The following is a 25,797-nucleotide window of genomic DNA, read 5'->3' on the forward strand; positions in this document are numbered from 1 at the left end:
ACCTGGTGGTGCCTTTGCTGGTGGTGCCGTTTCGCTTCATTTCACCGCCACAGTGGCAGCGTGGTTGGTTCTTTGACATTGCGACACCACACCACGCCGCGCATAGCACACCAACGCTGCCACACCGTGGATTTCCTGGCCTGAGGCCATTTATATGCCCCGGAAGCATATACTTTCCTGAAACCTACAGGTCACCCCATGAAAATCGGCGATTCCGGACACACATTTTGACCCTTAACCCTAATTTTCCGCCGAATTACACGCTTGGGAGCAGATGGCTGCCCACGTTTTAACTACATGTAGGTGATTTGCCGGCTTTATCCTGGGAATACCACCCGTGTAACTACTACATGTAGTAGCAGTTGCCGAACTTTCCCCCAAGGTATAGTGTCTCTTGGTGTTGCCCCGGGGGAGCCGGGGAAGCGAGAAAAAGCGTCGAAACCCTGTCGAATCCCGGTCGAAGACCCGCACAGAAAGAGCCTGAGAAACTATGTCGATCACCGTTTACAGCAAGCCGGCCTGCATGCAGTGCAAGGCAACCGAGAAGGCCCTGACCAAGGCCGGCCTTGAGTTCACCACGGTTGACATCTCCATGGACGAGGAAGCCCGCGACTACGTCATGGCCCTCGGCTACGTGCAGGCCCCGGTCGTCGAGGCGAACGGTGAGCACTGGTCCGGCTTCCGCCCGGACCGCATCAAGGGTCTCGCCGCGGCTGCGTAACGTCGGCGGTCCCCGCACCCCTCGCGCACCGCGCCCCCTCACTCCGCGGATCCAGCTAGTAAGACCCCGCTAACGGCCCAAATATGGCAGATAGCTGGGCCCTAGTAGCTGGATTTGGCGAAAAGGGGACGGGGAACGGGCGGAGTGAGGGGAGGGGCGCCACACGCCGCGCACGCCACACAACAGAAAACTCAACACGAAGAAAGGCGGCTGCCATGCTGGTGGTCTACTTCTCTTCCGCGACGGAGAACACGAAGCGGTTTGTGGAGAAGCTCGGCCTCCCGTCCCGGCGCATCCCGTTGCGCAGGAACGACCCGGAACTGAACGTCGACGAGCCGTACGTGCTCATCTGCCCCACATACGGTGGCGGGGTGAGCGTCAGCGGCGGTAACTCGCGCCCGGTGCCTGGGCAGGTGATCCGCTTTCTCAACAACGAAAACAACCGGAATCTGATCCGAGGTGTGATCGCCGCCGGCAACTCCAACTTCGGCGCAGACTACTGCCTTGCCGGGAAGGTCATCGCCGACAAGTGTAAGGTCCCGTACTTGTACCGGTTCGAGCTCATGGGCTCGGCCGAGGACGTTGCGCACGTTCGCCGCCAACTGGTCCAGAACGCTGGAAGGTTGGGGCTGCGTGGGGGACCGGAGGTCGTCGATAGGCAGGATGCTCCGGACGAATCCGAGCGCCTAGCAAAGCTGCGCGCAAAATACGCCGGTAAATACTCAAGAACACGATGAAGGACGAGAAGTGAGTACCCAGACTGTCGGTAAGAATGTCCCGGAGCCGGTCAACGAAAGCGACCAGCTGGATTACCACGCGCTGAATGCGCTTTTGAACCTCTACGACGAAAACGGCCAGATCCAGTTTGACAAGGACCGCGAGGCCGCCAACCAGTTCTTCCTCCAGCACGTCAACCAGAACACCGTCTACTTCCACGACCTGGAAGAAAAGATCGACTACCTGGTCACCAACAAGTACTACGAGCCGGACACCATTGAGAAGTACGACTGGACCTTTATCAAGGACACGTTCAAGCGCGCGTACTCCTACAAGTTCCGCTTCAAGTCCTTCCTGGGCGCGTACAAGTACTACACGTCCTACACACTGAAGACTTTCGACGGGCGCCGCTACCTCGAGCGCTTCGAGGACCGCGTCGCCATGACTGCGCTCTTCCTCGCCGACGGCAACGAGGATCTCGCATTCGCGCTTGTGGACGAGATCATGACCGGCCGTTTCCAGCCAGCAACCCCGACGTTCTTGAACGCCGGCAAGGCGCAGCGCGGCGAGCTGGTGTCGTGCTTCCTGCTGCGCATCGAAGACAACATGGAGTCCATCGGGCGCGCGATCAACTCCTCGCTGCAGCTGTCCAAGCGCGGCGGCGGCGTCGCGCTGCTGTTGAGCAACATCCGCGAATCCGGCGCGCCGATCAAGCACATCGAGAACCAGTCCTCCGGCGTCATCCCCGTGATGAAGCTTTTGGAAGACGCCTTCTCCTACGCCAACCAGCTCGGCGCACGCCAGGGCGCCGGCGCGGTGTACCTCAACGCCCACCACCCGGACATCATGCGCTTCTTGGACACCAAGCGCGAGAACGCGGACGAGAAGATCCGCATCAAGACGCTCTCGCTCGGTGTGGTCATCCCGGACATCACCTTCGAGCTGGCCAAGCGCAACGACGACATGTACCTGTTCTCCCCGTACGACGTCGAGCGCGTCTACGGCGTGCCGTTCGCGGACATCTCCGTGACCGAGAAGTACGAGGAGATGGTGGAAGACCCGCGCATCCGCAAGTCCAAGATCTCCGCGCGCTCGTTCTTCCAGACCATCGCCGAGATCCAGTTCGAGTCCGGCTACCCGTACATCATGTTCGAGGACACGGCTAACCGCGCGAACCCGGTGAAGACCGGCCGCATCAACATGTCCAACCTGTGCTCGGAGATCCTGCAGGTCAACTCCCCGTCCGTGCTGAACGAGGACCTGACCTACGCCGAGACCGGCCACGACATCTCCTGCAACCTGGGCTCGCTGAACATCGCGATGGCAATGGACTCCGACGACTTTGCCAAGACGGTGGAGTCCGCGATCCGCGCGCTGACCGCCGTCGCGGACAAGACCTCCATCGACTCCGTTCCGCCGGTGCGCGACGGCAACGACGCCTCCCACGCCATCGGTCTGGGCCAGATGAACCTGCACGGCTACCTCGGCCGCGAGCACATCGAGTACGGCTCCGAGGAAGGCCTGGACTTCACCAACGCCTACTTCGCCGCCGTGATGTACCAGTGCCTGCGCGCCTCCCACAAGATCGCCGTGGAGAAGGGCACCGCGTTCGCGGACTTTGCCAAGTCCGAGTACGCCACCGGCGAGTTCTTCGACCGCTATGATCCGGCCGACTTCCAGCCCAAGACCGACAAGGTCAAGGAGCTGTTCGCCAACTCCGACATCGCCGTGCCGACGGCGGAGGAGTGGGCGCAGCTGAAGGAAGACATCGCCCGCGACGGCATCTACAACCGCTACCTGCAGGCGGTGCCGCCAACCGGTTCGATCTCCTACATCAACAACTCCACGTCCTCGATCCACCCGATCGCCTCCAAGATTGAGATCCGCAAGGAAGGCAAGATCGGGCGCGTCTACTACCCGGCGCCGCACATGGACAACGAGAACATTGAGTACTTCAAGGACGCCTACGAGATCGGCTACGAGAAGATCATCGACACCTACGCGGTGGCCACGAAGTACGTCGACCAGGGCCTGTCGCTGACTCTGTTCTTCAAGGATACGGTGACCACCCGCGACATCAACCGGGCGCAGATCTATGCGTGGAAGAAGGGTGTCAAGACCCTGTACTACATTCGCCTGCGCCAGATGGCGCTGGAAGGCACCGAGATCGAGGGCTGCGTCTCCTGCATGCTGTAGTGGAGCGCGCGCTTCGCGACGAGAAACCGCTGATCTGCTAGTTGCGTCTGAGGGCGCACTAGCAGATCAGCGGTCTTCTTTTGCGCCTGCCCAGGTGATGTTGGAAATCAGTGCCAATACGGCGCGAATCTGCTAGTTCCGTTGTTGGGGAACTAGCAGATCAGCACCATGGCGGGCGCGGGCAAGGGGAGGGCCCGCCGGGGAGAGCTACATCTCCATGAAATCGTTGACGCCGCGAAGTAGACGTCGAGAAGCATCTTCTGCAGCATCCGCATCGCCGGAAGCAATCGCCTGCGCTAGGTCGATGTGAATCTGCATGGTGCCGACGTGGGGGTCATCCGGCATGATGCCGTAGAGGGCGCGGCCGGACATAATATCCATGATCGGCGAGGTCAGCGCCACAAACATCTCGTTGCCGGAGGCCTCCAACATGAGCGCGTGGAACTCCAGGTCCGCCTCCTGGAAGGCCTCGGAGTTGCCGCCTTCCTGGCCGGCTAGCTCCACAATCTGGTCGGCCAGCTCGCACAAGCGGCGCGCCTGCTCGCGCGATGCGTTGATGGCGGCGAGGCGGGCGGCGGTGGGCTCGATGGCGTCGCGAAGCTCACGCAGCGACGCGAGCTGCGCCGGGCGCTGCTCCTCACTGCGCAGGCGCCACGAAATGATCGAGTGGTCGAACACGTTCCACTCGCTTTGCGGCAGCACTTTCAAACCCACGCGGCGCGACGAGGAAACGAGCCCCAGCTGTTCCAGCGCGCGCATCGCCTCGCGGGCGACAGTGCGGGAGATGCCGAAGCGCTCCGACAAGTCGTGGAGCGTGAACGTGTGGCCCTCGGCCTGCTTGCCCGACACGATCTCTTCGCCGAGCGTGTCCAAGACTGATGAGAGCAGGGGTTGCGAGGACCGATAACCGCTTGTAGCCACGGAGCGACCTCCTTTAAGGGATGATGTTTGCAGCAATATGCGAGTAGTTTATGTCATGCCCCCGCCACGTTTGGACATTGCGTGCGCGCAGTTCGCAGGCGGGGAGCGGGACGTGGCGCGGGTGAATTGACTCCGAAGTAGGATGGTCGGCATGACTGACGATTACGCGCGTTACCTCGAGTCCCACGAGAAGCCGGTGAAGGCTATTAACTGGAATAGCGTCCCGGACGACAAGGACCTTGAAGTGTGGGATCGCCTGACCGGCAATTTCTGGCTCCCGGAGAAAATCCCGGTGTCCAACGACATCCCGAGCTGGAACACCCTCAACGATGAGGAAAAGCAAGCCACTATGCGCGTGTTCACCGGCTTGACGCTGCTGGACACCATCCAGGGCACCGTCGGTGCGGTTTCACTGCTGCCGGACGCGAACTCGCTGCACGAGGAGGCGGTGCTGACCAACATCGCGTTTATGGAGTCGGTGCACGCGAAGTCGTACTCCAACATCTTTATGACGCTTGCGGACACGCCCGCGATTAACGACGCGTTCCGCTGGTCCGAGGAAAACGAGTACCTCCAGCGCAAGGCGAAAATTATCCTGAGCTACTACGAGGGCGACGATCCGCTCAAGCGCAAGATCGCCTCCGTGATGCTCGAGTCTTTCCTGTTCTACTCCGGTTTCTACCTGCCGCTGAACTGGTCGGTGCACTCCAAGCTGACGAACACCGCCGACATTATCCGCCTTATTATCCGCGACGAGGCGGTGCACGGCTACTACATCGGCTACAAGTACCAGGTGGCGCTGCGGAACGAATCCGAAGAGCGCAAGGAGGAGCTGAAGGACTACGCCTTCGAGCTGCTCTACGACCTCTACGAGAACGAGAACCAGTACACCGAGGACATCTATGACGCGCTTGGCTGGACTGAGGATGTGAAGCGCTTCTTGCGCTACAACGCCAACAAGGCACTGAACAACCTCGGCTACGAGGGCCTGTTCCCGGTGGATGAGACGAAGGTCTCGCCGGCCATCCTCGCGTCGCTGTCGCCGAACGCGGACGAGAACCACGACTTCTTCTCCGGATCCGGTTCCTCCTACGTCATCGGCCGCGCGGAGGATACTCAGGACGAGGACTGGGACTTCTAGGCAGAAGCTTTACGACGCACCTTCGGTGGCCCCGGTTCGCACCCGCGAGCCGGGGGTTTTTCTTGCCTGCTGTGCAGTACTCATGCGCCTCACCAGTAACAGCCCGGGATGGTTGGGCCAGGCGCTGACCCCGCTCGGGGGCAGCATTGCCGGAGGCTGGAAAATCAATGTGCAGAACGTTATGCTGATCCGGTATCACTCGTGGCATCTGTGCCTTGTTCGGCGTGAGCTGGGCGGGGTGCAGGAGCCGTAGTCAGGAGGATCAGATGACCGCTGTGGCACCGCGGCTGGATAATTACGTCCCGCCGACACGCCCCGAGCCGACGGGCAACGCTCGTAAGGGCTCGAAAATTTACAAGCAACTCACCACCACTGACCACAAAGAACTGGGCATCATGTACATCATCATGTCCTTCGTCTGGTTCTTCGTGGCCGGCCTGATGGCGCTGCTTATCCGCGCTGAGCTGTTCAGCCCCGGCCTGCAGTTCCTGTCCAACGAGCAGTTCAACCAGCTGTTTACCATGCACGGCACCGTGATGCTGCTGGCGTTCGGTACCCCGATCGTCTGGGGCTTCGCCAACTACGTGCTGCCGCTGCAGATCGGCGCTCCGGACGTGGCCTTCCCCCGTCTGAACGCGTTCGGCTTCTGGGTGACCAGCATCGGCGTCATCGCCATGCTCGCCGGCTTCCTCACCCCGGGCGGCGCAGCCGACTTCGGTTGGACCATGTACATGCCCCTGGCTGACGCTGTGCACACCCCGTCCGTCTCCGCCAACCTCTGGGTTGTCGGCGTGGGCGCTACCGGTGTGGGCACCATCGCCTCCGCGGTGAACATGCTCACCACTGTGCTGACCATGCGTGCGCCGGGCATGACCATGTTCCGTCTGCCGGCGTTCACCTGGACCATCTTTGTCACCTCCATCATCGCCCTGATGATCTTCCCGCTGCTGACCGCTGCGGCGATGGGTGTGCTCTACGACCGTCTGATCGGCGGCCACATCTACGACACCGCCAACGGCGGAACGATCCTGTGGCAGCACCTGTTCTGGTTCTTCGGCCACCCCGAGGTGTACGTCCTGGCGCTGCCGTTCTTCGGCGTGATCTCCGAGATCATCCCGGTGTTCTCCCGTAAGCCGGTCTTCGGCTACATCGGCCTGATCTTCGCAACCCTGGCAATCGCCGGCCTGTCCATGGCTGTGTGGGCGCACCACATGTTCGCCACCGGTGCAGTCCTGCTGCCGTTCTTCTCGTTCATGACCTTCCTCATCTCCGTCCCGACCGGTGTGAAGTTCTTCAACTGGCTGGGCACGATGTGGAACGGCCACCTCACGTTCGAGACCCCGATGCTGTGGGCCGTCGGCTTCCTGTTCACCTTCCTGTTCGGTGGTCTGACCGGCATCATGCTGGCGTCCCCGCCGCTGGACTTCCAGCTGCACGACTCCTACTTCGTGGTTGCGCACTTCCACTACACCCTGTTCGGCACCGTGGTGTTCGCTTCTACCGCAGGCGTGTACTTCTGGTTCCCGAAGATGACCGGCCGCATGCTGGATGAGAAGCTGGGCAAGATCCACTTCTGGTTCACCGTTGTCGGCTTCAACATGACCTTCTTGGTCCAGCACTGGCTGGGCAACATGGGCATGCCGCGCCGCTACGCCGACTACCTGGACACCGACGGCTTCACGCTGCTGAACCAGGTTTCCACGGTTGGCGCGTTCATCCTGGGCATTGGCTTCCTGCCGTTCATCTGGAACGTGTTCAAGTCTTGGCGCTACGGCGAGATCGTCACCGTCGACGATCCGTGGGGTTACGGCAACTCCCTCGAGTGGGCAACCACCTGCCCGCCGCCGCGCCACAACTTCACCGCGCTGCCGCGTATCCGCTCCGAGCGCCCGGCGTTCGAGCTGCACTACCCGCACATGGTGGAGACCCTGCGCCGCGAGGCTCACACCGGTCACCGCGATTCCAAGTAGTCGCTGGCCACCGGCCTCCTGAACGAACCCCCGCTTCGGCGGGGGTTTTCGTCGTTTCAGGCCCACGACAATGAGGAGTACCCTGACCCGGATGACTGAGCAGATGATCGCCGCCGCCCACCAGCTCCTCCGGGACCGCGTGTCGGGCGACTACAAGGCCCGCACAGAGGACCCCGAGGACCCGAAGACCGTCCAGGCGATGCAGCTGGCCATCAACCTGCCCAAGCAGGACCCTCCGAGCCGCAACCAGGTGCTCGCAGACGCCGCCCGCGCCTCCGTGGCCGTGTGCCTGGACCCGCGGGCGGGCACCGACGGGTTTTGGCGCGACGCGCTGGACGCGTGGTACTCGCACCGCATCCGCAAGGTGGCCCGCCGAGCCCGCAACAAGGCATGGGACGACGTGCAGGCGTTGCCCGGCGTCACCGTCGGCAGCGTGCGGGCGTTCGTTCCCTCGGCGGTTTCTGAGGTTCCGCACGCGATATCCAAGCTGCAGATCAAGGGCACGGAGATTGAGTCCGGGGAGGAGCTGCCGCTCGACGCAGAAGCGCCGCTGATCGCCCTCAACGCGTCGCTGCACATGTCTGCGGGCAAGGCCGCCGCGCAGGCCGGGCACGCGTCGATGCTGCTCGCGGCCGCGCGGGATGCCGCCTGGGCGCAGCGGTGGGCGGAGGCGGGCTTCCCGCTTGGCGTGCGCGAGCTGCCCCGCGAGGAGTTCGCCGAGCTTGCCACGCGCCCCGAGGCGGTGGCGGTGCGCGACGCCGGGTTCACTGAGGTCGCTCCCGGCTCCACCACAGCGATCGCTATTGCTTAGCGACGAGCCTCCGCAGCGCCCCGCGCACCGTTTCCGCGTCCGTGGTGTCCCAGAACGCGGGCAGGCTGCGCCGGATGAACGACCCGTAGCGCTTCGTCACCAGCCGGTTGTCTAGCACGGCGACGACCCCGCGGTCGTCGACAGACCGCAAAAGCCTGCCCGCACCCTGCGCCATGAGCAGGGAGGCGTGCGTGGCGGAGACCTCCATAAACCCGGAGCGGCCCGCCGCGTCGGCTGCGTTGGAGCGTGCCTGCAGGAGGGGATCGTCGGGGCGGGGGAAGGGGATGCGGTCGATGATTACCAGCGAGCAGGCGCTGCCCGGCACGTCCACGCCCTGCCAGAGGGTAAGTGTGCCGAACAGGCAGGAGTTCTCGTTTTTGGCAAACGTGTCCACCAGAGTGCCGGTGGAGTCCTCGCCTTGGAGCAGGATGTCGAAGGGCAGGCGCGCCCGCATGGCTTCGGCGGCCTGCTCGGCGGCGCGGCGCGAGGAGAACAGGCCGAGCGTGCGCCCGCCCGCGGCGGTGATCAGCTCCGCAATCTCGTCCAGTGTCTCCGCGGACAGACCGTCGCGGCCCGGGGTGGGCAGGTGGCGGGCGGTGTAGAGGATGCCGGACTTGCGCGGGTCGAACGGCGTGCCAGCGTCCAGCGAGTCCCAGGTGCCCTGCGGCAGGCCCCAGGCAGCGGCCATGGCGTTGAAATTGCCGCCCACAGTCAAGGTGGCGGAGGTGAGCACGACCGTCTTTTCGCCGAAGAGCCGCTCATGCAGCAGGCCCGCCACGGACAGGGGCGCGACCGAGACGGAATCGCCGTAGCGCTCGGAGCGGGTCAGCCACACCACATCCGAGTGCTTGGCGGGATCAGGCTCGTCGAAGACCTCGAGGATGCGCACCACCGCGTCGTGCAGGTCCTCCAGGTGGTTGCGCAGGTTGGCGCGTTCGGCGAACTTCTCCGGGTCGTTTTCGGACTCGCCGGGCGGGGCGTCGGAGATGGCGGTGCGGGTCTTCCACAGCGCGTCGCGAAGTGCCGCGAAGGCGCCGCGGGCAGGCTCCGAGATGACTTCCCAGCGCCCCGGGGCCTCCAGGTCGATCGCGGCGGTGAAGTCGTCGATGACGCCTTCGAGTGTGTCGCGCTCCGCGCCGAGCTTGCCGGCGCGGCGGGCGGCCATCGCTAGGGCGCGCGCGGAAATCTCATTGGTGGCCACGGAGGTGATGCGGCCGTCGAGCTCGTGGGCCTCGTCGATGATCACGGCGTCGTGCTCGGGCAGCACAGCCACGTCCGCAAGCGCGTCGATAGCCAAAAGCGCGTGGTTGGTCACCACGATGTCCACGTCCTTGGTGCGCTCGCGGGCGAGCTCCGCGAAGCACTCCTCGCCGTGCGGGCAGCGGGTCGCGCCGAGGCACTCGTTGGAGGTCACTGAGACCTGCCGCCACGCCATGTCCGGCACGCCGGGGACCAGATCGTCGCGGTCGCCCGTCTCAGTCTCCTGCGCCCACTCGGCGACGCGCTTGACGTGCTTGCCCAGCCAGGACAGGTCCTCTTCCTCGATGAGGGACTCCGCAGGTGCGCTATCAAGCATTAATTTGTGCTTGCACAGGTAGTTGTTGCGGCCCTTCTGGATGGCAAAGGTGGGGCGCTCGGGCAGCAGCGGCTCGAGCGCGTCTGCCAGCCGGGGCAAATCCCTATCCACAAGCTGCCGCTGCAGCGCGATTGTCGCCGTCGACACCACCACCGTGGTGCCGTGCGCCTGGGCGTGGCGGATCGCGGGGACGAGGTAGGCCAGCGACTTGCCGGTGCCAGTGCCCGCCTGCACGGCCAGGTGGCGCTCGGCATCGAGGGCTTTGGTCACCGCCTCAGCCATCTTTACCTGGCCGGGCCGGCGCGAGCCGCCGAGGGACTCGACCGCGGCGGCGAGCAGGTCGGTGGTGGACTGGGTAAGTGGTTCGTCTGCAGCCACGGCCTACTCGGTGGGCTCCGGGAAGCCGACGAACTTCGTCGGGATGGCCACCTCGCCGCGCGACAACGCCAAACCCTCCCACGGCAGCGTCTTGCGGGCGGCCGCGTGCAGCTCGCGGATCTCCTCGATGCCGGGTTGGCTGTCCACGATCTCGCCGTCGCGGATCAGCGGCACCGTCATCTCGCGGTACTCCAGGTTCGGCTTTCGTGGCACGTCCACGCCCAGCGGGTGGACCACCTCGCCGACGGCAACGCCGGAGGAACGGTAAGCGCGCAGGGCGGATTTGCCGCCGCCGTAGGTGGCCTTGCCGGAGGAGCGCTTCGCCACCGGGTGGCCGTCCACCTCCACCAGCTTGTACACCAGGCCTGCGGTGGGGGCACCGGAGCCGGTGACCACGGAGGTGCCCACGCCGAAGCCGTCCACCGGGTCGCCGCGCAGCCCGGCGATGGCGAACTCGTCCAAGTCGGAGGAGACGATGATGCGGGTGTTAAAGGCGCCCGCTTCGTCCAGCTGCTTGCGCACACGCCTGGAGACGATGCCCAGGTCGCCGGAGTCGATGCGCACCGCGCCGAGATCGGTGCCTGCGACCTCGAGCGCGTTTTCCACGCCCTTGGTGATGTCGTAGGTGTCCACCAGCAGCGTGGTGTCCACGCCGAGCGAGTCGATCTGGCCCTTGAACGCGGCCTTCTCGTCCGGGTTGCCGTCCTCGTCCACGTGCAGCAGCGTCCAGGAGTGGGCAGAGGTGCCGGAGGCGGGGATGCCGTAGCGCAGGGAGGCCTCCATGTTGGAGGTGGCGTTGAAGCCCGCGATGTACGTCGCACGCGCTGCCGAGACGGCGGCCTGCTCGTTGGTGCGCCGCGAGCCCATTTCAATGATCGGGCGGCCGTCTGCGGCCGAGACCATGCGGGAAGCCGCCGAGGCGATGGCGGAATCCGAGTTGAGGATGGACAGAATGACCGTCTCTAGGATCACGCACTCCGCAAAGGTGCCGCGCACCGTCATAATCGGCGAGTACGGGAAGTACAGGTCGCCCTCGCGGTAGCCGTCGATGTGCCCGGAGAATTGGAAGTTCTCCAGGTACTCCCGGGCTGCGGAGGAGAGGAAGTCGGCGTTGTCCAGCTGGTCCTGCGTGAAACGGAATTTGGTGATCGCGTCGAGCACCCGCTCAGTGCCTGCGACTACGCCGTAGCGGCGCTCGTTGGGCATGCGGCGGCCGAAGACCTCGAAGATGCAGTCGCGTTGCGCAGTGCCGTCCTTGATGGCGGCGTCGAGCATGGTCAGCTCGTACATGTCCGTGAAAAACGCGGTGGAGCCCTGCGTGCCGGTGGAGTGCGTGGGAGTGTCGTTCATGGTGAGCCAGCGTACCCTGCTGGTACGAGAAGGTAAGGTGGTGCACATGTTTTCCTCAGCCGATTTTCCTGCGGCCAGCCGCGCGGAGCGCATGGGTTCGCCGCTGGCAACCCCGGAGTTGGACGAGGCCATCGACGTGGACGTGGCCACGAGCGAGAACCTGCCGTGGCTGTGCATCGTGTGGGACGACCCGGTCAACCTGATGAGCTACGTCACCTACGTGTTCCAGACCGTGCTGGGCTATGACCGCAAGCGCGCCCAAGAGCTGATGATGCAGGTCCACACCGAGGGAAAGGCCGTGGTCTCCTCGGGCGAGAAGGACAAGGTGGAAACCGACGTGAAGAAGCTGCACACCGCGGGGCTTTGGGCCACGATGCAGCAGGCAGGGTAGGGGAGAATCGATGCAGCCGTGGCGTAAGAAGAAGGGCCTGATGCGCTCGACGCCGAAGTACACCACCGTCTTCGACCCGATGGAGCGCGAGGTCATCGGCGACCTCACCGCCACCGTGTCCGAGGCGTTGATCGCGCGTGCCCAGTCCGCGCCGAAGGATGAGTTCGCGGAGATGCTGGGCGTCGCCACCGGGCATACCGAAGCGCCCGAGGACCCGCGCCTGGCGCGCCTGTTGCCCGATTTCGAGCGCGAGGGCGACGAGGAGTTCGACGGCGACAACGGCCTGCTTCGCAGCCTGCACGAAAACGACATCATCAAGGCCAAGCTGATCAATCTGCAGGTGGTCAACACCGCGCTCGGCCCCACGGGCGGCGTCGAGGTGACCATCGAAGAGGACGAGGCGCACCAGTTCATCGCCGCGCTCAACGACATGCGCCTCTACGCCTCCGCGGACGACTCGGGCAGCGAGGCCGCGCGCGAGGACCGCCAGCGTCTCATCGACTGGCTCGCGTACTGCCAGGACTCGCTGCTCGAGGCGCTGATGGGCTAGCGGTTTCGCCCGCAGCTTGTCGACGACCTCCGGCCCGCCACCGCCCAACCACTACCGGGCCCGGATCCGGCCTCCTCACCACACGGCTCCCAGATACCCCTAGATTTCGGCCTCCGCCCCGCAGACCCTGAGGAAGGGCTCCAGAGTATGCCCGGTTTTAGGCCATACTCTGGAGCTCTTCCTCAGGGTTTGGTGGAAACAGAGTTCCAGCGGCCACCGCCCAGCCACTGCCCAACCACCGCCCGGCCCGGATCTGGCGAACCCGCTAGACTCCAACCACGATGAGCGAACACAACCACACCCCCGAGGGCTGGGGCTACGGCCAGACCGGGCAGCCGGGCTACGGCAAACCGTTCCAGCGACCGTTCTCGCACCCGGAACGGCAGCAGCCGGCGTTCAGCGAGCCCGCGCAGCCGTACAACCCGTACGCGACCCCGCAACAGCAGGGGCAATACGGCCAACCGGGCCAGTACAGCCAAACCCCCAGAACCCAGCGAGCGTCGAAGCGAAAGGCGCAGCGCCAAACCGGCATGAAGTTCGCCGGCGGCTTCCTCGCCACCATCTGGGTCGTGTTCATCTTGGAGCTGGTGTTCCCGTGGCTGCAGGCGTTTGGCATCCACCCGCTGGACGTGTCCTCCCTGCCGTTCATTTTCACCTCGCCGCTGCTCCACGCGAATCTGGAGCACATCATCTCCAACTCGATCCCCGGCGCAATCTTCGCGTTCCTGGTGGGCTACTCCGGCAAGCGCGTGTTCTGGGAGGTCACCACGTTCGTGGTGATCATCGGGGGCTTAGGCACCTGGCTGCTCGGCGGTGTAGGCACGAACCACATCGGCGCCTCCGGGCTGGTGTACGGCTGGCTGGCGTATCTGATCATCCGCGGCTTTTTCAACCGCTCCATCAGCCAGATCATCACCGGCCTTATCCTCGGCTTCTTCTACTCCGGCTTGATCTTCGGGCTGCTGCCGGGCACCGAGGGCGTGAGCTGGCAGGCGCACCTGTTCGGCGCGATCGGCGGCCTGGTCGCTGGCATGGTGATCACCTCCGACGACCCGCCAGAGCTGGTGGCAAAGCGCGAGGCCAAAGCGCGTTCATTGCAGAATCCTGGCCAGCGATAGGATTGCCGGCGTGAACACTTTCGCCGGCAACCCAAATTCAGCACCTATCGGGCTCTTCGATTCCGGAGTGGGCGGCCTGACCGTCGCCCGCGCGGTGATGGACCAGCTGCCGGGCGAATCCCTGATCTACATCGGCGACACCGCCCACGGCCCCTACGGCCCACAGCCGATCGCGGACGTGCGCGCGCACTCGCAGCGCATCGCCGATGAGCTGGTGGAACGCGGCTGCAAGATGCTGGTCATCGCGTGCAACACCGCCACCGCTGCGTTCTTGCACGACGCCCGCGAGCGCTACGACATCCCCGTCATCGAGGTGATCCAGCCCGCCGTGCGCCGCGCGATCGCCACCACGCGCAACAAGAAGATCGGCGTGATCGGCACCGAAGGCACGGTGAAATCGGGCGCGTACCAGGACCTGTTTTCCATCCACCCGGGCCTTGAAATCACCGCCCAGGCCTGCCCGGAGTTCGTGCCATTCGTGGAGCAGGGCAAGACCTCCGGCAAGGAAGTCCTCGAGGTGGCTCGGCGCTATTTGGCGCCGTTGCGCGAAGCTGGCGTCGATACGCTTGTGCTCGGTTGCACCCACTACCCGCTTTTGTCGGGTGTGATCCAGCTGGCCATCGGCGATGAGGTCGCGCTTGTCTCGTCTGCCGAGGAAACCTCGAAGGATGTGCTGCGGGTGCTTACTGAGAGCGACATGCTTAACGACGGCACTGCCGCCCCCACCCACATCTTCGAATCCACCGGCGACCCCGACACTTTCGACGCGCTTGCCCGGCGCTTCCTGGCGCCTCCGGTGCACGCCGTAGGCCGCGATTTAGGGATTCACTAGGAAAATGTGTCGCATTCATGGCAGAGTGTGTCCATGCAGTTGACCATCCTCGGGTGCTCCGGGAGCCTGGCCGCGCCCGGTAACCCAGCTTCCTCCTACGTCATCTCCGTGCCTGGTGAAACGGATGTGGTGATGGACTTCGGTCCGGGAGCGCTCGCCGCCATGCAGGAGCGGTTCGACCCGTCTGCGGCGCATGTCATCTTCAGTCATCTTCACGCCGACCATTGCTCGGACTTCCCGTCGCTGCTGGTGTGGCGCCGTTACCACCCCTCGGCCCCGGCGGAGCAGCGCCACCGGCTGATTGGCCCCTCGTACGCGCCGGAGCACCTGGGCCGCATGAGCGCGGACGCGCCGGGGGAGCAGGACGACTTTACCGACACCTTCGAGTTCACCACTTGGCGGGCCGGACAGCCGGAACAGCTCAGCGGGCTGACCATCACCCCGTTCGACGTCATCCACCCGGCGCAAGAGTCGCACGCGCTGCGCATCGAGGACGCTGCCGGCAAGGTCATCACGTTCTCCGGCGACTCTGGTTTCACGCCGACGCTTATCGACGCCGCCCGGGGCGCCGACTTCTTCCTCTGCGAAGCCGCCTGGGGTGCGACCTCCGAGGGGAAGGCGGAGGGTATGCACCTGTCCGGCAAGGAGGCCGGGCGCATTGCCCGCGAGGCCGGGGTCAAGACTCTTGTGCTGGTGCATATCCAGCCGTGGACCGATCCGGAGGAGGTCCTCGTGGCCGCCCGCACCGAGTTCGACGGGGAGATCATCCTGGGCGAAGCTGGCGCCACCTTCGAGCCCTAGGCGTCTGCGTTACGCTTGGGCGCATGACTGATTTTTCGCGACTGGACGGCCGCGCCTTCGACCAACTGCGCCCCGTGCGCATCACCCGCGGCTTCACCTCCAACCCGGCGGGCAGTGTGCTCGTGGAATTCGGCAACACCCGCGTCATGTGCACTGCCTCGGTGGAGGAGGGCGTGCCGCGCTTTAAAAAGGATTCCGGCGAGGGCTGGCTCACCGCCGAGTACGCCATGCTCCCGTCCGCCACCCATGACCGTATGCCGCGTGAGTCCATGAAGGGCAAGGTTAAGGGCCGCACCCACGAGATCTCGCGTCTGGTGGGCCGCTCGCTGCGCGCCGCGGTGGATCTGAGCCAGCTCGGGGAGAACACCATCCAGTTGGACTGCGACGTGCTGCAGGCCGACGGCGGCACCCGCACCGCCTCCATCACCGGCGCGTACGTTGCACTCGCGGACGCCATTGCGGTGCTCAAGGAGCGCGGCGTAGTCCCGGGCGAGCCGCTGCTCAAGCCGATTGCCGCCGTCTCTGCCGGCATCATCGACGGCCACGTGTGCCTGGACCTGCCCTACGAGGAAGACTCCCGCGCCGAGGTCGACCTCAACGTGGTGATGCAGGAGGGCGGCAACTTCGTGGAGATCCAGGGCACCGGCGAGCACGGCCTGTTCGGCCGCGAGCAGCTCGGCGAGATGCTGGACGTCGCGGCCAAGGGCTGCGAGGAGCTCATCGCGGCGCAGAAGGCGGCGCTGGGATGGTAAAGGTTCTCGTCGCGTCCAGGAATCAAGGCAAGGTGCGTGAGCTCGAGCAGGTGCTGCGCGAGCTCAGCATCGAGGGGGTGGAGCTTGTTTCGCTTCACGACGCTCCGTCGTACCCCGACCCCGTCGAAGACGGCCTCTCCTTCGTGGACAACGCGCTGTTGAAAGCCCGCGCCGGGGCGAAGGCCACGGGTCTGCCCTGTGTGGCCGACGACTCCGGCCTGACCGTCGAGGCGCTCAACGGCATGCCCGGCATCTTGTCCGCCCGATGGTCCGGCAACCACGGCGACGACCAGGCCAACAACGACCTGCTGCTGGCCCAGATGGCGGACATCAACGAGCGGGCCGCCGCGTTCGTGTCCTGCTGCGCCCTGGCCACCCCGGACGGGCAGGAGTTCACTGCAGAGGGGCGCTGGGAAGGCGAGCTGCTGCGCGAACCCAGCGGCGAGAACGGCTTTGGTTACGACCCGCTGTTCCAGCCTGCCGACGCCGACGGCCGTTCCTCCGCCGAGCTTTCTGCCGAGGAGAAGAACGCGCGCTCTCACCGCGGCAAGGCGCTCCGCGCGCTGGCTCCGCACATCGCGGCGCTGAAGTGACGCTATTCGTTACAGTGGGCTTATGAAGAAAACGATTGCACTTGTAGGAACTGTTCTCGCCTCCGGCGCGCTGTTGACTGGTTGCGGCCAGTCGGGCGACTTTGACGGTGAGTGGACTGGAGACATCACCGCTACCCAGGACGGCGCAGGTGGCGGCCGCGCCACCGTGACCATCGACGGCAAGGACTGCGACTGGCAGATGACCGAAACCGACGGTGAGACCAACGAGGCGAACTGCCTGCGCGACGACAAGGAGTTCAAGCTCGAGGATCCGCTGACCCACCAGGATCTCAAGTACGACGCAGAGCGCAACGGCGACACTTTGACCCTGAGCCCGCAGAACGACCCGGCTGAGAAGGTCGGCGTGATGGTGCTGACCAAGACCGGCGAAAAGTAGCGCGCTACAAAGAAGAAAAACCCCGGCAGGACTGCGAACTGTCCCGCCGGGGTTTCTTTATGCGTTTAGGAAAGCTGGAACTTCTCCTTGACTTCATCGCGGCGCTTCGCTTCGACAAAGAAGGACATGAACGGCACCACGCCGGATAGGGCAGTGGCGATCCAGGTGCCTGCGGACCAGCGGGCCTTCGAGCCGAGGTTCAGCGATGCCATCAAAAACGCCACGAACGCAAAACCGTGCACGCGGGCCACCCAGGACAGGTAATCGACGTTCATGTCGAAGCCGTACTGCATGATCATGCGCGCGACCAGCAGGAGCAGCAGCACACCGGTGATCCACGCGGTGACGGTGAAAAACTGCAGGGCCTGCTTCACACGGCGTTGGCGCTCCGGGTGGATCTTCACCGGCTGAGCGGGCTGGGTCTGCGGAGTGGGCTGCGTCATGCTGATTCACCTTTACCTTCAGAGTTCGTCCTACGGCGGGGAGCCACAAGCTCGTTGTATTCCTCCACGTCCAGCTCTGGGCGCGACGGCAGGAAGTCCTCGTCGATCTCCGTGGGTTCCTTCACCTCGCCGTACTTGGCAAGGTCGGCCTCGTAGAGATCATCCATGGTCAGGCCTGCGTTCTCGGCCTCAATCTTCTCGTTTTCCATGCGCATACCTGCGCGGTACGCGTAGACGAAAAACGCGGCGAAGCACGGCCACTGCAGGGCGTAGCCCAGGTTTTGGAACGTGCCCGAACCCGACTGGTAGCGCTCCCACTGCCAGTTCGCGAGCAGCAGGCAGGTCACGGCTGCTGCGATCAGCAGCACGATGTGCCACCAGCGCACGCGGACGCGTTCGCGTTGAGGCGCCGCTTCGGTGCCCTCAACTGCCTTGTTCTCTTCGCTCACAGCTGGTCAGTCTACCCGGCAACTAGAAAAGACCAAACGAAAGTTTGATGCAGCCCGGCGTTTATCGCTCAGTGCCTTGCGCCGTGTAACATCCAACGACGACGCGCCCGTGGCGGAATTGGCAGACGCGCTGGATTTAGGTTCCAGTGCCTTATGGCGTGAGAGTTCAAGTCTCTCCGGGCGCACCAATCTTTCGGGGGTGGGGCTTGGCGGCTCTAAATATCCCAGTCGCGCAGGATGCGGCCAACGTGGCCGGTGGCCTTGACGTTGTACTGGGCTTGATCGACGGTGCCCTTGCCGGCATCGTCCACGCTCACCAGGAAGGTTGAGCGAATCACGCCTTGGACAACCTTGCCGTAGTTCTTTTTCTCACCGAAAGCGCCGTAGGCCTCGAGCGTTTCCTTCGACGGGTCGGAGAGTAGCTCGACACCGAGGTCGTGGTCGGCACGGAACTTGGCCAGCTTGTCTTCAGCGTCGGGGCTAATGCCCAGCACCGTTACCGATGCGTCGCGGAACTGCTCCATGTTGTCGGTGAAGTCGCAGGCCTCGGTGGTGCAGCCAGGCGTGTTGGCCTTGGGGTAGAAGTAGACGATGACGCGCTGACCAGCAAAGTCGGCGAGCGAGACGTCGTCGCCCCGGTCGTTTTTAAGGGTGAAAGCGGGGGCGGTGTCGCCCTTTTCCAATCTAATCGGCTCAGTCATGCCTCCCCGTTTTACACTACTGTGGAGACGAAAAGACGTGAGTCTGTAAAAGTCAACGTAGACGTAGGAGTTTCCCAAAGTGGCACGAGACATTCACGACATCGAGCGCGACCTCGAGCGCACCCGCAACCAGCTCGCCAGCACCCTGGACGAGCTCGCGGACCGTACCAACCCGAAGACCCTGGCGGGGAGCGCAAAGTCCGAGGCCGCTAACTGGCTCCAGGATGAGACTGTGCAGAAGGTCATCGGCGGGATCGTCGTCGGTGTTGCGGCCCTGGTCGGCATCAAGGTGTACAACGGCCGCAAGCGCAAGGGCGAGCTCAAGGAGCTGCAGAAGCTGCTCGCGAACCGTTAGAGGCAACAGGCCTCGCCGCTGTTACCGCCCAGCTGTCTCCCGCAGCTGGGCGGTTTTGAATATACTCATCTTGACTGAAAGGGCATACCAATGGCGAATGGCGGCACGAACACCACCCGCGATCCGGAACTCGAGGAGATGCGTCCCAGCAAGAAACCGCTGTGGATCGCGGTAGCGCTCATCGCGGCGCTGGCGCTGGTGCTCACGTTCGCGGGGCCGTCGATACGCGCCGCGTTCGCACCTGAGACCACCACCTCCGCGGACAAAGGGGCGGGCTACAACGACGTGGATGTCCACTTCCTCGGCATGATGGTGCCGCACCACCAGCAGGCGATCGAAATGTCGGACGTGCTGCTGGCCTCAGATGTCGACGACGCCGAGGTCCGCGATCTTGCGCAGCGCATCAAGGACGGCCAAGAACGTGAGAACGACCAGATGCGCGCCTGGGCTGACGAGTGGGGCATCCAGAAAGACATGGAGTTTCACTCCACCCACATCGCCAACGGGATGTTCCATCCCGAGCAGCTCGGCGAGTTCGAATCAAAAACCGGCGACGAGCTGCGCACCGCCTTCTTGGAAATGATGCACTTCCACCACGCCCACGTCATCGACATGACGCAAGACGAGATCGACCGGGGCGCCTACGTCCCGCTGCGTGAAATGGCGCAGGAAATGGTCGACGTGCAGACCGCCGAGATGGGGGAGATGGAAGACCTGCTCGGCTACACGCCGAACTAGCGCTAGACCAGTTCAGCGCCGGCGTCGATCATCTCCTGGAGGGCGTCGGCGCCGCGCTTGTCGTCGACAGGCGAGCACATGGCCCGCAGCACGTTGACCTTAAAACCTTCCTTGCGCGCGTCAAGGACCGTGGCGCGCACGCAATGGTCGGTGGCGATGCCGCAGATATCCAGGTGCGTGATTTCCTGCGACCGCAGCCAGTCCGCCAAAAGCTCGCCGTTGTCGTTGATGCCCTCGAAGCCGGAGTACGCGGCGCTGTGGTGGCCCTTCTTGAAGAACTGGTCGATCAGTTCAGTCTTCACTGGCCCACGGATCTGCGCGCCGTACGCATCGGCCAGGCAGTGCGGCGGCCACGTGTCGACGTAGTCCGGTGTCTCCGAGAAGTGCGCGCCCGGGTCGATGTGCCAGTCCTGGGTGGCCACGACGCAGTCGTACTCGTGGGTGCGGCTGTCCGCAGTGGAGATCAGTTCGGCGATTTTGGACGCCACTTCGTCGCCGCGCGCGGTGGCGAGCGCGCCGCCGGGGCAGAAGTCGTTCTGCACGTCCACGATCACTAATGCTGTCTTCATGCGATTCAGCCTACTCTCAGGAGAAGGGAAATGGGCGCCATGGGCAGATTCGCGCTTCGTTACGACGCGGGGCGTGGCCTGCGAAAATATACTTACAGGTGTGAAGGACACGACGCGTCTCATCGTCCCGGACCTCGCGCGCGGCATGGCGCTGCTGGGCATCGCGATGGCCAACACGCTCCAAAGCTGGATCGTCAACGCCTACTCCGCGGCGGACGCTCCGGGCTGGTCCGTCGGCGGCATTAACCCCGACAGCACCCTCGACGCCTGGGCGGCGGTGTTCACTACCATGTTCGTGCGCGTGCGCGGGCTGGCGATGTTTTCCACCCTGCTCGGCATCGGCTTCGGCATGGTCGCCGCCAGCCTGGCCCGCAAAGGCTACAGCCCCGCCGAGTCGCGCCGGGTGCTGCTGCGCCGCTACGCGTGGCTCGGCGCCTTCGGCCTGGCGCACATGTTCCTCATCTTCTACAACGAGATCATGTTCGCCTACGGGCTGGTTGGGGTGGGGCTGGCGGTGGTGTACCGGATGGCGTCGAAAAGCTTGCTGCGCATCGCCTACGTCATACTCGGCTGCTTCGCGGCGTTTTGTGCCTCGGGCGCGCTCGGCACGTACTACGGCTACTACGACCCGCATAGCACCCGCAGCCAGCTCAGCACCGAGCTGACCACCTTCAGCGCGTACTTCAGCGCCAACGCGCACTCCGCAGTCGGCTACGTGGCGGGGATCTGGTTCATTGCCATCGAGCTGTTCGCACTCGCGCTCATCGGGCTGGTGTGGGCGCGGGAGCGAGTGCTTTTCGACGTCTCCACGCACCAGCGCACCCTCACCACCTGGACAGTCATCGCCGCGGCAGTCGTGCTGTGTATCGGCGTGCCCTGGGGGCTGTCCATCAACGGGGTGCTGCCCGCCGAGTACGAGCCGGTGTTCTACATGCTCAACCAGGGCTTCGGCTTCCTCACCGGGCCCGGCATCATCGCGGGCCTTGCGCTGGTGACCGAACGGCTACACAACCGCGTGCCGGTGTGGGCGAGCGCGTTCGTGGCGCTGGGGCGGCGCTCCATGTCCGGCTACATCGCGCAGTCCTTCATCTTCCTGGTGCTGGTGATCCCGGCCGGGCTGGGGCTGTGGCAGGACGCGGGGTTGGTGGGAAAGCTGTTCGCCGGCACCGTGGTGTGGTTGATGACGCTCGCGCTCGCCGCGGCGCTGGACGCGGTGGGCAAGCAGGGGCCGTTCGAGTGGCTGCACCGCCGCCTGTCCTACGGGCCCGCCGGACGGATAGAACAAAACGAGGCCAGCAGGTAGAATTCCTGCTGGCCTCGCCGCACATTGTGCGCCATCAGGGAATCGAACCCCGAACCCACTGATTAAGAGTCAGTTGCTCTGCCAATTGAGCTAATGGCGCGTATTTTGTTTTTCTCTGTTGCTCTCGGCAACGAAAAGAAACTGTAGCACCCACTCCGCTCAGCGTGAAATCGGCTGGTCAGGGGCGAGAAATCGTCGATATGCAATGTGCGTAAACACACGCGCGACAATAGTGGACTTTGGCTGGTGAGGGGATAGAGTATGGGGGATTCGTAATTGACAGTGATTTGAGGGGTAAGCCGTGGTCAGTCGAGTGGTACGCGTCTGTGCGCTGCTAGCTGCAGCGGCGACGCTGACGTCGTGCACCATCGGTGACGCCGGAAGGCTAGAGCCTGCCGCGCACACCTCCGACGCATCACTGGTGGAAAAGACCACCGAGAAGGCCTCGCCGCGCCCGCCCAAGGTCAACGTGGCAAACGGGGAGACCGGGGTTGCCCCGCTGGACCCGATTACGGTGACCGCCGCTGCCGGCCTGTCGTCTGTGACCATGACCAACGAGGCCGGCAAGGAAGTCGAGGGTGAGTTCGACGATGACAAGTCCGAGTGGTCCGTTGCCGAACCGCTCGGGTACGGCCGCACCTACACTGTGGAAGCGCGGGACAAGGAAGGCCAGAAGGTGGTCTCCTCGTTCACCACGCTGACCCCGGACGCGACGGTGAATTCGTACATCGGCCCGCTGGACGGCGCGACCGTCGGCGTGGGGCAAGCCGTGACCATCCGCTTCGACAGCCCCGTCCAGGACACCAAGGCGATGGAGGAGCACATTGACGTGGAGACCTCCAACGACACCGACGGCGCGTTTTTCTGGCTGGATCCGTACGAGGTGCGCTGGCGCCCCAAGGACTACTGGGAGCCCGGCACCGACGTCAGCGTGAAGGTGGACATCTACGGCGAGAAGCTGGGTAAGGGCCTCTACGGCGGCGGGGACAACGAGACCAACTTCACCATCGGCGACAAGGTGGAAGCCGTGGTGGACAACGCCGACAAGATGATGCGCGTCTACTCGGGCGACGAGCTGGTCAAGGAGTTCCCGATCTCGCTGGGAACCGACGGCAAGTACGACACCCCGAACGGTGTGTATGTGGTCGGCGACGAGCACGAGAAGCTGACCATGGATTCGCGCACCTTCGGCCTGGCGTTGGACGCCGGCGGCTACGTCACGCCAGTGGACTACGCCACGCAGCTGTCCTACTCCGGTATCTACCTGCACTCCGCCCCGTGGGCGCTCGGCGCGATGGGCAGCTACAACCAGTCCCACGGCTGCATCAACGCCTCCTACGACAATGCGCAGTGGTTCCAGAATTTTGTGAAGCGCGGCGACCCGGTGGTGGTGAAGAACACCGCCGGCGGCACGCTCACGCCTTACGACGGCCTGGGGTACTGGAACCTCGATTGGGAGCAGCGTTCCGGCGGTTCCGGCGAACCGCTGTACGAGTAGGGGAGTGCTGTTTTAGCAATGTGGCAAATATTTGCCACATTGCTAAAACGGGATACCCGCAGCTGCAAACCCGGGGGCAACTGGGGGATAAACGACGAAGGCCTGACCCGCGACTTTTCGCAGGACAGGCCTTCAACTTTGGGGTGGCTGACGGGACTCGAACCCGCGACACCCAGGATCACAACCTGGTGCTCTACCAGCTGAACTACAGCCACCATCGCTGTTTTTGCAGCGAGATCTACCTTAGCCCCTCACCGTGTTTTCACAAAAACGGCTGGTAGGCATCGGTTGCGCCTGCGGCTGCGTCCTTGGCCGCCTCCGTGTCGGGCCCAGGGGCGGGCACGAACACGCTGCGTCGGTAGTAATCCAGCTCGCGGATGGACTCCACGATGTCCGCCAGCGCGCGGTGTGCCATGCCCTTTGCCGGCTGGTTGAAGTACGCCTTGGGGAACCAGCGGCGGGAGAGCTCCTTGACCGTGGAGACGTCGATCATGCGGTAGTGCAGCGCGGCGTCGAGGCGCGGCATCTGCGCCTTGATGAACGTGCGGTCGGTGGCGATCGAGTTGCCGGCGAGCGGCGCGGGGTGCGCAGGATCGCAATGCTTCTCGACGAGCCCGAGCACCGCGTCCTCCGCCTCCTCAAGACTGATCTGAGAGGCCTTAATGTCATCGAGCAGCCCGTTGTCGGAGTGCATCTGGGTGACAAAGTCGTCCATCTCGGTGAGCTCTGCGTCGGTGGCGTGCACGACCAGGTCCACGCCCTCGTCGATAATGTTCAGCTCCGCATCCGTGACCAGGGCGGCGACCTCCACGATGACGTGGCGGGAAGGGTCCAGGCCCGTCATCTCCAGGTCCACCCAGACAATGCGGTTGTCCTTCGCTGCGATGTCCATCTATTCCTCTCCCATCTGTGCGTAGAACTTGCCCATGATCGGCGGGAGCCACCCGCGCGGGGCGTAGTTGGAGACCACGTCCATGGCCTTCGAAAGTGGGCCGGGCACGATGCGGCGGCGGTTCTTGCGCATCGCGGCAATGGTGTCGGCGGCGCAGGACTCGTAGGTGGTCCACAGGAAATCCGGCACGACCTTGTCCACGATGGACTGCTCGTCCTCCGGGATGTACGCCTCGCGCACCGGGCCCGGCGCGAGCAGGGTCACGTGCACGCCCGAGTCCTTGAGCTCGTAGTGCAGCGCCTCGGTGAACTGGTTCACGCCGGCCTTGGTGAACACGTAGGTGGCGTTGTTCGGGATCGGCAGGTTGCCTGCAGCGGAGCCGACGTTGCACAGCGCACCCTCGCCGCGCGGCACCATCTGGTCCAGCACCGCCTTGGTGATGCGGAACACCGCCGTGGCGTTCAGGTTGAACTGGTTCGTCTCGTACTCCCAGTCCTGGGCCATGAACGGCCCGAAGCTGGCGATGCCCGCCGAGTTCACGCAGATAGAAACCGTGCGGTTTTCAATGTGTGTGACTAGGGCGTCCACGTCGCGGGCCTTGGACAGGTCTGCCGCGAATATTTCGACGTCGATGCCGTGGGCGAGCGAGAGCTCGTCGCCAAGCTTTTGTAGGACTTCTTGGCGCCTTGCGACGAGGATGAGGTTGTGGCCCTCAGCGGCGAGCTGGCGCGCGATGGCCTCGCCGATGCCTTGGCTCGCGCCGGTGATCAGCGCGAACGCGCCGGGTGCTGGTGCGGGAAAACTCATGGGGACGAATCTACCCGCCCGCGATCTCGCGCAGCGCGGCCGTGTGGTTTTCGAAGGCCTGCGCGCCCGTTGCGGTGAGCGTGACCCACACCGTGTCCTTCGCTCTGCTGGAGCCGTACTCGCGGAAGCGCGTGACGTAGCCGTGCTCCTCCAGCCGGTCCAGCTGCTTCGACAGCGCCGAATCCGACAGGTCAGTTTTCTCTCTCAGCGAGCTGAAGCGCATCTCGTGCCGGGATGTTTGCTTCTCGACGGCTCCCGCGTGGTACAGCGCAGCACAAATCTTCAGCCGCGCCAGGGGGTGAATGACAGGGTCGATGGCGGGGGCGTTCATCGGTTTTTCTCCCCGTAGATCATGACGGCCGTGAACACGACGGCGACGACCACGCCGGCGATGATTCCGCCGACCACGCTGCCCTCGGGGACGAGCCAGATCAGCGGCATGACGAACACGGGGGCCAGGGCGGCGGCCCAGTTCGTTTTGGGGTCCTCTTGGATCGGCTGCTTCATGCTCGGGCGCACGTTGCGGTTGTTGTCCCAGATCGCGAGCGCGATGCAGGCGACGACGATGAGCACGAACAGCACCCACCAGTACTTCCAGCCGATGATCGTGCCGGCGATCGTGACACCGAAACTGGTGCCGAGGATGGCGTAAGCCCACGGTGGGGTGTGTTTACGTTGGGTTTCGTGCTCGATGCCGTCGATCTGTTCGAGGGCGGCGCGGGCCTCTTCGCGGGAGATCTGCGTTTGCGGTGGGTTGGGCTGCGGTGCGTTGCTTTCCATGTTCGCAAGTGTGTCACTTTCCAACGCGGAAAGCAAGAGTTTTCGGG

The 25,797-nt window shown here is 64.2% G+C and carries 29 protein-coding genes and 3 tRNA genes; 19 read left to right on the forward strand and 13 right to left on the reverse strand.

The genetic code is table 11. The features are described from left to right. Nucleotides 1-490 precede the first annotated feature (490 nt). From nrdH to nrdE, 3 genes are all read left to right on the forward strand, one after another. Nucleotides 491-721, forward strand: coding sequence for a glutaredoxin-like protein NrdH (gene nrdH, locus HMPREF3151_RS10625; RefSeq protein ID WP_070475768.1), 231 nt, complete (start codon nucleotides 491-493; stop codon nucleotides 719-721). Nucleotides 722-936: 215 nt separating this feature from the next. Further along, nucleotides 937-1,458: a class Ib ribonucleoside-diphosphate reductase assembly flavoprotein NrdI gene (gene nrdI, locus HMPREF3151_RS10630; protein ID WP_083290318.1), complete on the forward strand. Its 522-nt coding sequence runs from the start codon at nucleotides 937-939 to the stop codon at nucleotides 1,456-1,458. Nucleotides 1,459-1,468: 10 nt separating this feature from the next. After that, nucleotides 1,469-3,634: a class 1b ribonucleoside-diphosphate reductase subunit alpha gene (gene nrdE, locus HMPREF3151_RS10635; protein WP_070475770.1), complete on the forward strand. Its 2,166-nt coding sequence runs from the start codon at nucleotides 1,469-1,471 to the stop codon at nucleotides 3,632-3,634. A 207-nt stretch (nucleotides 3,635-3,841) separates the two neighbouring features. Here nrdE and HMPREF3151_RS10640 read toward each other — a convergent pair whose 3' ends face one another. Further along, complete coding sequence (locus HMPREF3151_RS10640; protein WP_070475773.1) at nucleotides 3,842-4,555, reverse strand: FadR/GntR family transcriptional regulator; 714 nt, start codon at nucleotides 4,553-4,555, stop codon at nucleotides 3,842-3,844. Nucleotides 4,556-4,706: 151 nt separating this feature from the next. Here HMPREF3151_RS10640 and nrdF point away from each other — a divergent pair, with 151 nt between their 5' ends. The 3 genes from nrdF to HMPREF3151_RS10655 all read left to right on the forward strand — a co-directional run bounded on the left by nrdF (nucleotide 4,707) and on the right by HMPREF3151_RS10655 (nucleotide 8,477). Beyond that, the gene (gene nrdF, locus HMPREF3151_RS10645; protein WP_070475834.1) at nucleotides 4,707-5,696 is read left to right on the forward strand and encodes a class 1b ribonucleoside-diphosphate reductase subunit beta; all 990 of its coding nucleotides are present in this window, start codon (nucleotides 4,707-4,709) and stop codon (nucleotides 5,694-5,696) included. Nucleotides 5,697-5,962: 266 nt separating this feature from the next. Next, nucleotides 5,963-7,666: an aa3-type cytochrome oxidase subunit I gene (gene ctaD / locus HMPREF3151_RS10650; RefSeq protein ID WP_070475775.1), complete on the forward strand. Its 1,704-nt coding sequence runs from the start codon at nucleotides 5,963-5,965 to the stop codon at nucleotides 7,664-7,666. Nucleotides 7,667-7,757: 91 nt separating this feature from the next. Then, nucleotides 7,758-8,477, forward strand: a complete 720-nt coding sequence (locus tag HMPREF3151_RS10655) for a peptidyl-tRNA hydrolase (RefSeq protein WP_070475778.1) — start codon at nucleotides 7,758-7,760, stop codon at nucleotides 8,475-8,477. On the opposite strand, the gene HMPREF3151_RS10660 is transcribed toward HMPREF3151_RS10655, so the two are convergent. Both HMPREF3151_RS10660 and HMPREF3151_RS10665 read right to left on the reverse strand, forming a co-directional pair. Continuing rightward, complete coding sequence (locus HMPREF3151_RS10660; protein WP_070475780.1) at nucleotides 8,467-10,431, reverse strand: ATP-dependent DNA helicase; 1,965 nt, start codon at nucleotides 10,429-10,431, stop codon at nucleotides 8,467-8,469. The genes HMPREF3151_RS10655 and HMPREF3151_RS10660 overlap by 11 nt on opposite strands. A 3-nt stretch (nucleotides 10,432-10,434) precedes the next feature. Next, nucleotides 10,435-11,781 (reverse strand): nicotinate phosphoribosyltransferase, encoded by a 1,347-nt coding sequence (locus HMPREF3151_RS10665; protein WP_070475783.1) that lies wholly within the window; start codon nucleotides 11,779-11,781, stop codon nucleotides 10,435-10,437. Between the two features lie 91 nt (nucleotides 11,782-11,872). On the opposite strand from HMPREF3151_RS10665, the gene clpS reads away from it, so the two are divergent. The 8 genes from clpS to HMPREF3151_RS10705 all read left to right on the forward strand — a co-directional run bounded on the left by clpS (nucleotide 11,873) and on the right by HMPREF3151_RS10705 (nucleotide 17,215). Next, nucleotides 11,873-12,172 carry an ATP-dependent Clp protease adapter ClpS gene (gene clpS, locus HMPREF3151_RS10670; RefSeq protein ID WP_070475837.1) on the forward strand — a complete coding sequence of 100 codons (300 nt, stop codon included), beginning with the start codon at nucleotides 11,873-11,875 and terminating at the stop codon, nucleotides 12,170-12,172. A 10-nt stretch (nucleotides 12,173-12,182) separates the two neighbouring features. After that, nucleotides 12,183-12,722 (forward strand): DUF2017 domain-containing protein, encoded by a 540-nt coding sequence (locus HMPREF3151_RS10675; RefSeq protein ID WP_070475787.1) that lies wholly within the window; start codon nucleotides 12,183-12,185, stop codon nucleotides 12,720-12,722. 530 nt (nucleotides 12,723-13,252) lie between these two features. Beyond that, nucleotides 13,253-13,840: a rhomboid family intramembrane serine protease gene (locus HMPREF3151_RS10680; protein WP_070475840.1), complete on the forward strand. Its 588-nt coding sequence runs from the start codon at nucleotides 13,253-13,255 to the stop codon at nucleotides 13,838-13,840. 10 nt (nucleotides 13,841-13,850) lie between these two features. Then, the gene (gene murI, locus HMPREF3151_RS10685) at nucleotides 13,851-14,672 is read left to right on the forward strand and encodes a glutamate racemase (protein ID WP_083290320.1); all 822 of its coding nucleotides are present in this window, start codon (nucleotides 13,851-13,853) and stop codon (nucleotides 14,670-14,672) included. A gap of 33 nt (nucleotides 14,673-14,705) precedes the next feature. After that, the gene (locus tag HMPREF3151_RS10690) at nucleotides 14,706-15,473 is read left to right on the forward strand and encodes an MBL fold metallo-hydrolase (RefSeq protein WP_070475793.1); all 768 of its coding nucleotides are present in this window, start codon (nucleotides 14,706-14,708) and stop codon (nucleotides 15,471-15,473) included. A gap of 23 nt (nucleotides 15,474-15,496) precedes the next feature. Continuing rightward, entirely contained in the window at nucleotides 15,497-16,225 is a 729-nt protein-coding gene (gene rph / locus HMPREF3151_RS10695; protein ID WP_034998096.1) for a ribonuclease PH, read from the forward strand. Next, nucleotides 16,219-16,818: an RdgB/HAM1 family non-canonical purine NTP pyrophosphatase gene (gene rdgB / locus HMPREF3151_RS10700; protein ID WP_070475795.1), complete on the forward strand. Its 600-nt coding sequence runs from the start codon at nucleotides 16,219-16,221 to the stop codon at nucleotides 16,816-16,818. Before rph ends, rdgB begins: the two co-directional genes overlap by 7 nt. A gap of 22 nt (nucleotides 16,819-16,840) precedes the next feature. Further along, nucleotides 16,841-17,215: a hypothetical protein gene (locus tag HMPREF3151_RS10705; protein ID WP_070475799.1), complete on the forward strand. Its 375-nt coding sequence runs from the start codon at nucleotides 16,841-16,843 to the stop codon at nucleotides 17,213-17,215. Between the two features lie 65 nt (nucleotides 17,216-17,280). Here HMPREF3151_RS10705 and HMPREF3151_RS10710 read toward each other — a convergent pair whose 3' ends face one another. Together HMPREF3151_RS10710 and HMPREF3151_RS10715 are read right to left on the reverse strand one after the other, a co-directional pair. Next, nucleotides 17,281-17,658: a DUF3817 domain-containing protein gene (locus HMPREF3151_RS10710; RefSeq protein ID WP_070475802.1), complete on the reverse strand. Its 378-nt coding sequence runs from the start codon at nucleotides 17,656-17,658 to the stop codon at nucleotides 17,281-17,283. Further along, a complete protein-coding gene (locus HMPREF3151_RS10715; protein ID WP_070475804.1) occupies nucleotides 17,655-18,107 on the reverse strand; it encodes a hypothetical protein in 453 nt (150 codons plus the stop codon). The genes HMPREF3151_RS10710 and HMPREF3151_RS10715 overlap by 4 nt, the downstream gene beginning before the upstream one ends. Nucleotides 18,108-18,210: 103 nt before the next feature. On the opposite strand from HMPREF3151_RS10715, the gene HMPREF3151_RS10720 reads away from it, so the two are divergent. Then, nucleotides 18,211-18,295 (forward strand) — tRNA-Leu (locus tag HMPREF3151_RS10720). 27 nt (nucleotides 18,296-18,322) lie between these two features. Here HMPREF3151_RS10720 and bcp read toward each other — a convergent pair. Then, entirely contained in the window at nucleotides 18,323-18,808 is a 486-nt protein-coding gene (bcp, locus tag HMPREF3151_RS10725; protein WP_070475807.1) for a thioredoxin-dependent thiol peroxidase, read from the reverse strand. A 79-nt stretch (nucleotides 18,809-18,887) separates the two neighbouring features. Between bcp and HMPREF3151_RS10730 the strand changes: the two genes are divergently transcribed. Together HMPREF3151_RS10730 and HMPREF3151_RS10735 are read left to right on the forward strand one after the other, a co-directional pair. Then, nucleotides 18,888-19,163: a DUF3618 domain-containing protein gene (locus tag HMPREF3151_RS10730; RefSeq protein ID WP_070475811.1), complete on the forward strand. Its 276-nt coding sequence runs from the start codon at nucleotides 18,888-18,890 to the stop codon at nucleotides 19,161-19,163. Between the two features lie 90 nt (nucleotides 19,164-19,253). Further along, entirely contained in the window at nucleotides 19,254-19,901 is a 648-nt protein-coding gene (locus tag HMPREF3151_RS10735) for a DUF305 domain-containing protein (protein ID WP_246815263.1), read from the forward strand. A gap of 2 nt (nucleotides 19,902-19,903) precedes the next feature. Here the strand turns inward: HMPREF3151_RS10735 and HMPREF3151_RS10740 are convergent, their stop codons facing one another. Beyond that, nucleotides 19,904-20,470 (reverse strand): isochorismatase family protein, encoded by a 567-nt coding sequence (locus tag HMPREF3151_RS10740; protein WP_070475814.1) that lies wholly within the window; start codon nucleotides 20,468-20,470, stop codon nucleotides 19,904-19,906. Between the two features lie 100 nt (nucleotides 20,471-20,570). Between HMPREF3151_RS10740 and HMPREF3151_RS10745 the strand changes: the two genes are divergently transcribed. Beyond that, entirely contained in the window at nucleotides 20,571-21,773 is a 1,203-nt protein-coding gene (locus HMPREF3151_RS10745; RefSeq protein WP_246815264.1) for a DUF418 domain-containing protein, read from the forward strand. A 27-nt stretch (nucleotides 21,774-21,800) separates the two neighbouring features. Here HMPREF3151_RS10745 and HMPREF3151_RS10750 read toward each other — a convergent pair. Beyond that, a tRNA-Lys gene (locus HMPREF3151_RS10750) sits at nucleotides 21,801-21,873 on the reverse strand. 201 nt (nucleotides 21,874-22,074) lie between these two features. Between HMPREF3151_RS10750 and HMPREF3151_RS10755 the strand changes: the two genes are divergently transcribed. Then, entirely contained in the window at nucleotides 22,075-23,271 is a 1,197-nt protein-coding gene (locus HMPREF3151_RS10755) for a L,D-transpeptidase (RefSeq protein ID WP_070475818.1), read from the forward strand. Nucleotides 23,272-23,410: 139 nt separating this feature from the next. Here HMPREF3151_RS10755 and HMPREF3151_RS10760 read toward each other — a convergent pair. From HMPREF3151_RS10760 to HMPREF3151_RS10780, 5 genes are all read right to left on the reverse strand, one after another. After that, a tRNA-His gene (locus tag HMPREF3151_RS10760) sits at nucleotides 23,411-23,486 on the reverse strand. A 47-nt stretch (nucleotides 23,487-23,533) separates the two neighbouring features. Continuing rightward, the gene (gene orn / locus HMPREF3151_RS11890; RefSeq protein WP_070475823.1) at nucleotides 23,534-24,163 is read right to left on the reverse strand and encodes an oligoribonuclease; all 630 of its coding nucleotides are present in this window, start codon (nucleotides 24,161-24,163) and stop codon (nucleotides 23,534-23,536) included. Then, nucleotides 24,164-24,970, reverse strand: coding sequence for a mycolate reductase (gene cmrA / locus HMPREF3151_RS11895; protein ID WP_070475826.1), 807 nt, complete (start codon nucleotides 24,968-24,970; stop codon nucleotides 24,164-24,166). 10 nt (nucleotides 24,971-24,980) lie between these two features. Beyond that, nucleotides 24,981-25,301: a transcriptional regulator gene (locus HMPREF3151_RS10775; protein ID WP_070475829.1), complete on the reverse strand. Its 321-nt coding sequence runs from the start codon at nucleotides 25,299-25,301 to the stop codon at nucleotides 24,981-24,983. After that, on the reverse strand, nucleotides 25,298-25,750 hold the full coding sequence (locus HMPREF3151_RS10780; RefSeq protein WP_070475831.1) for a hypothetical protein: 453 nt from the start codon (nucleotides 25,748-25,750) through the stop codon (nucleotides 25,298-25,300). Before HMPREF3151_RS10780 ends, HMPREF3151_RS10775 begins: the two co-directional genes overlap by 4 nt. Between the last annotated feature and the right edge of the window lie 47 nt (nucleotides 25,751-25,797).

It is taken from the genome of Corynebacterium sp. HMSC05H05 (genome assembly GCF_001807265.1).
Classification (GTDB): domain Bacteria; phylum Actinomycetota; class Actinomycetes; order Mycobacteriales; family Mycobacteriaceae; genus Corynebacterium.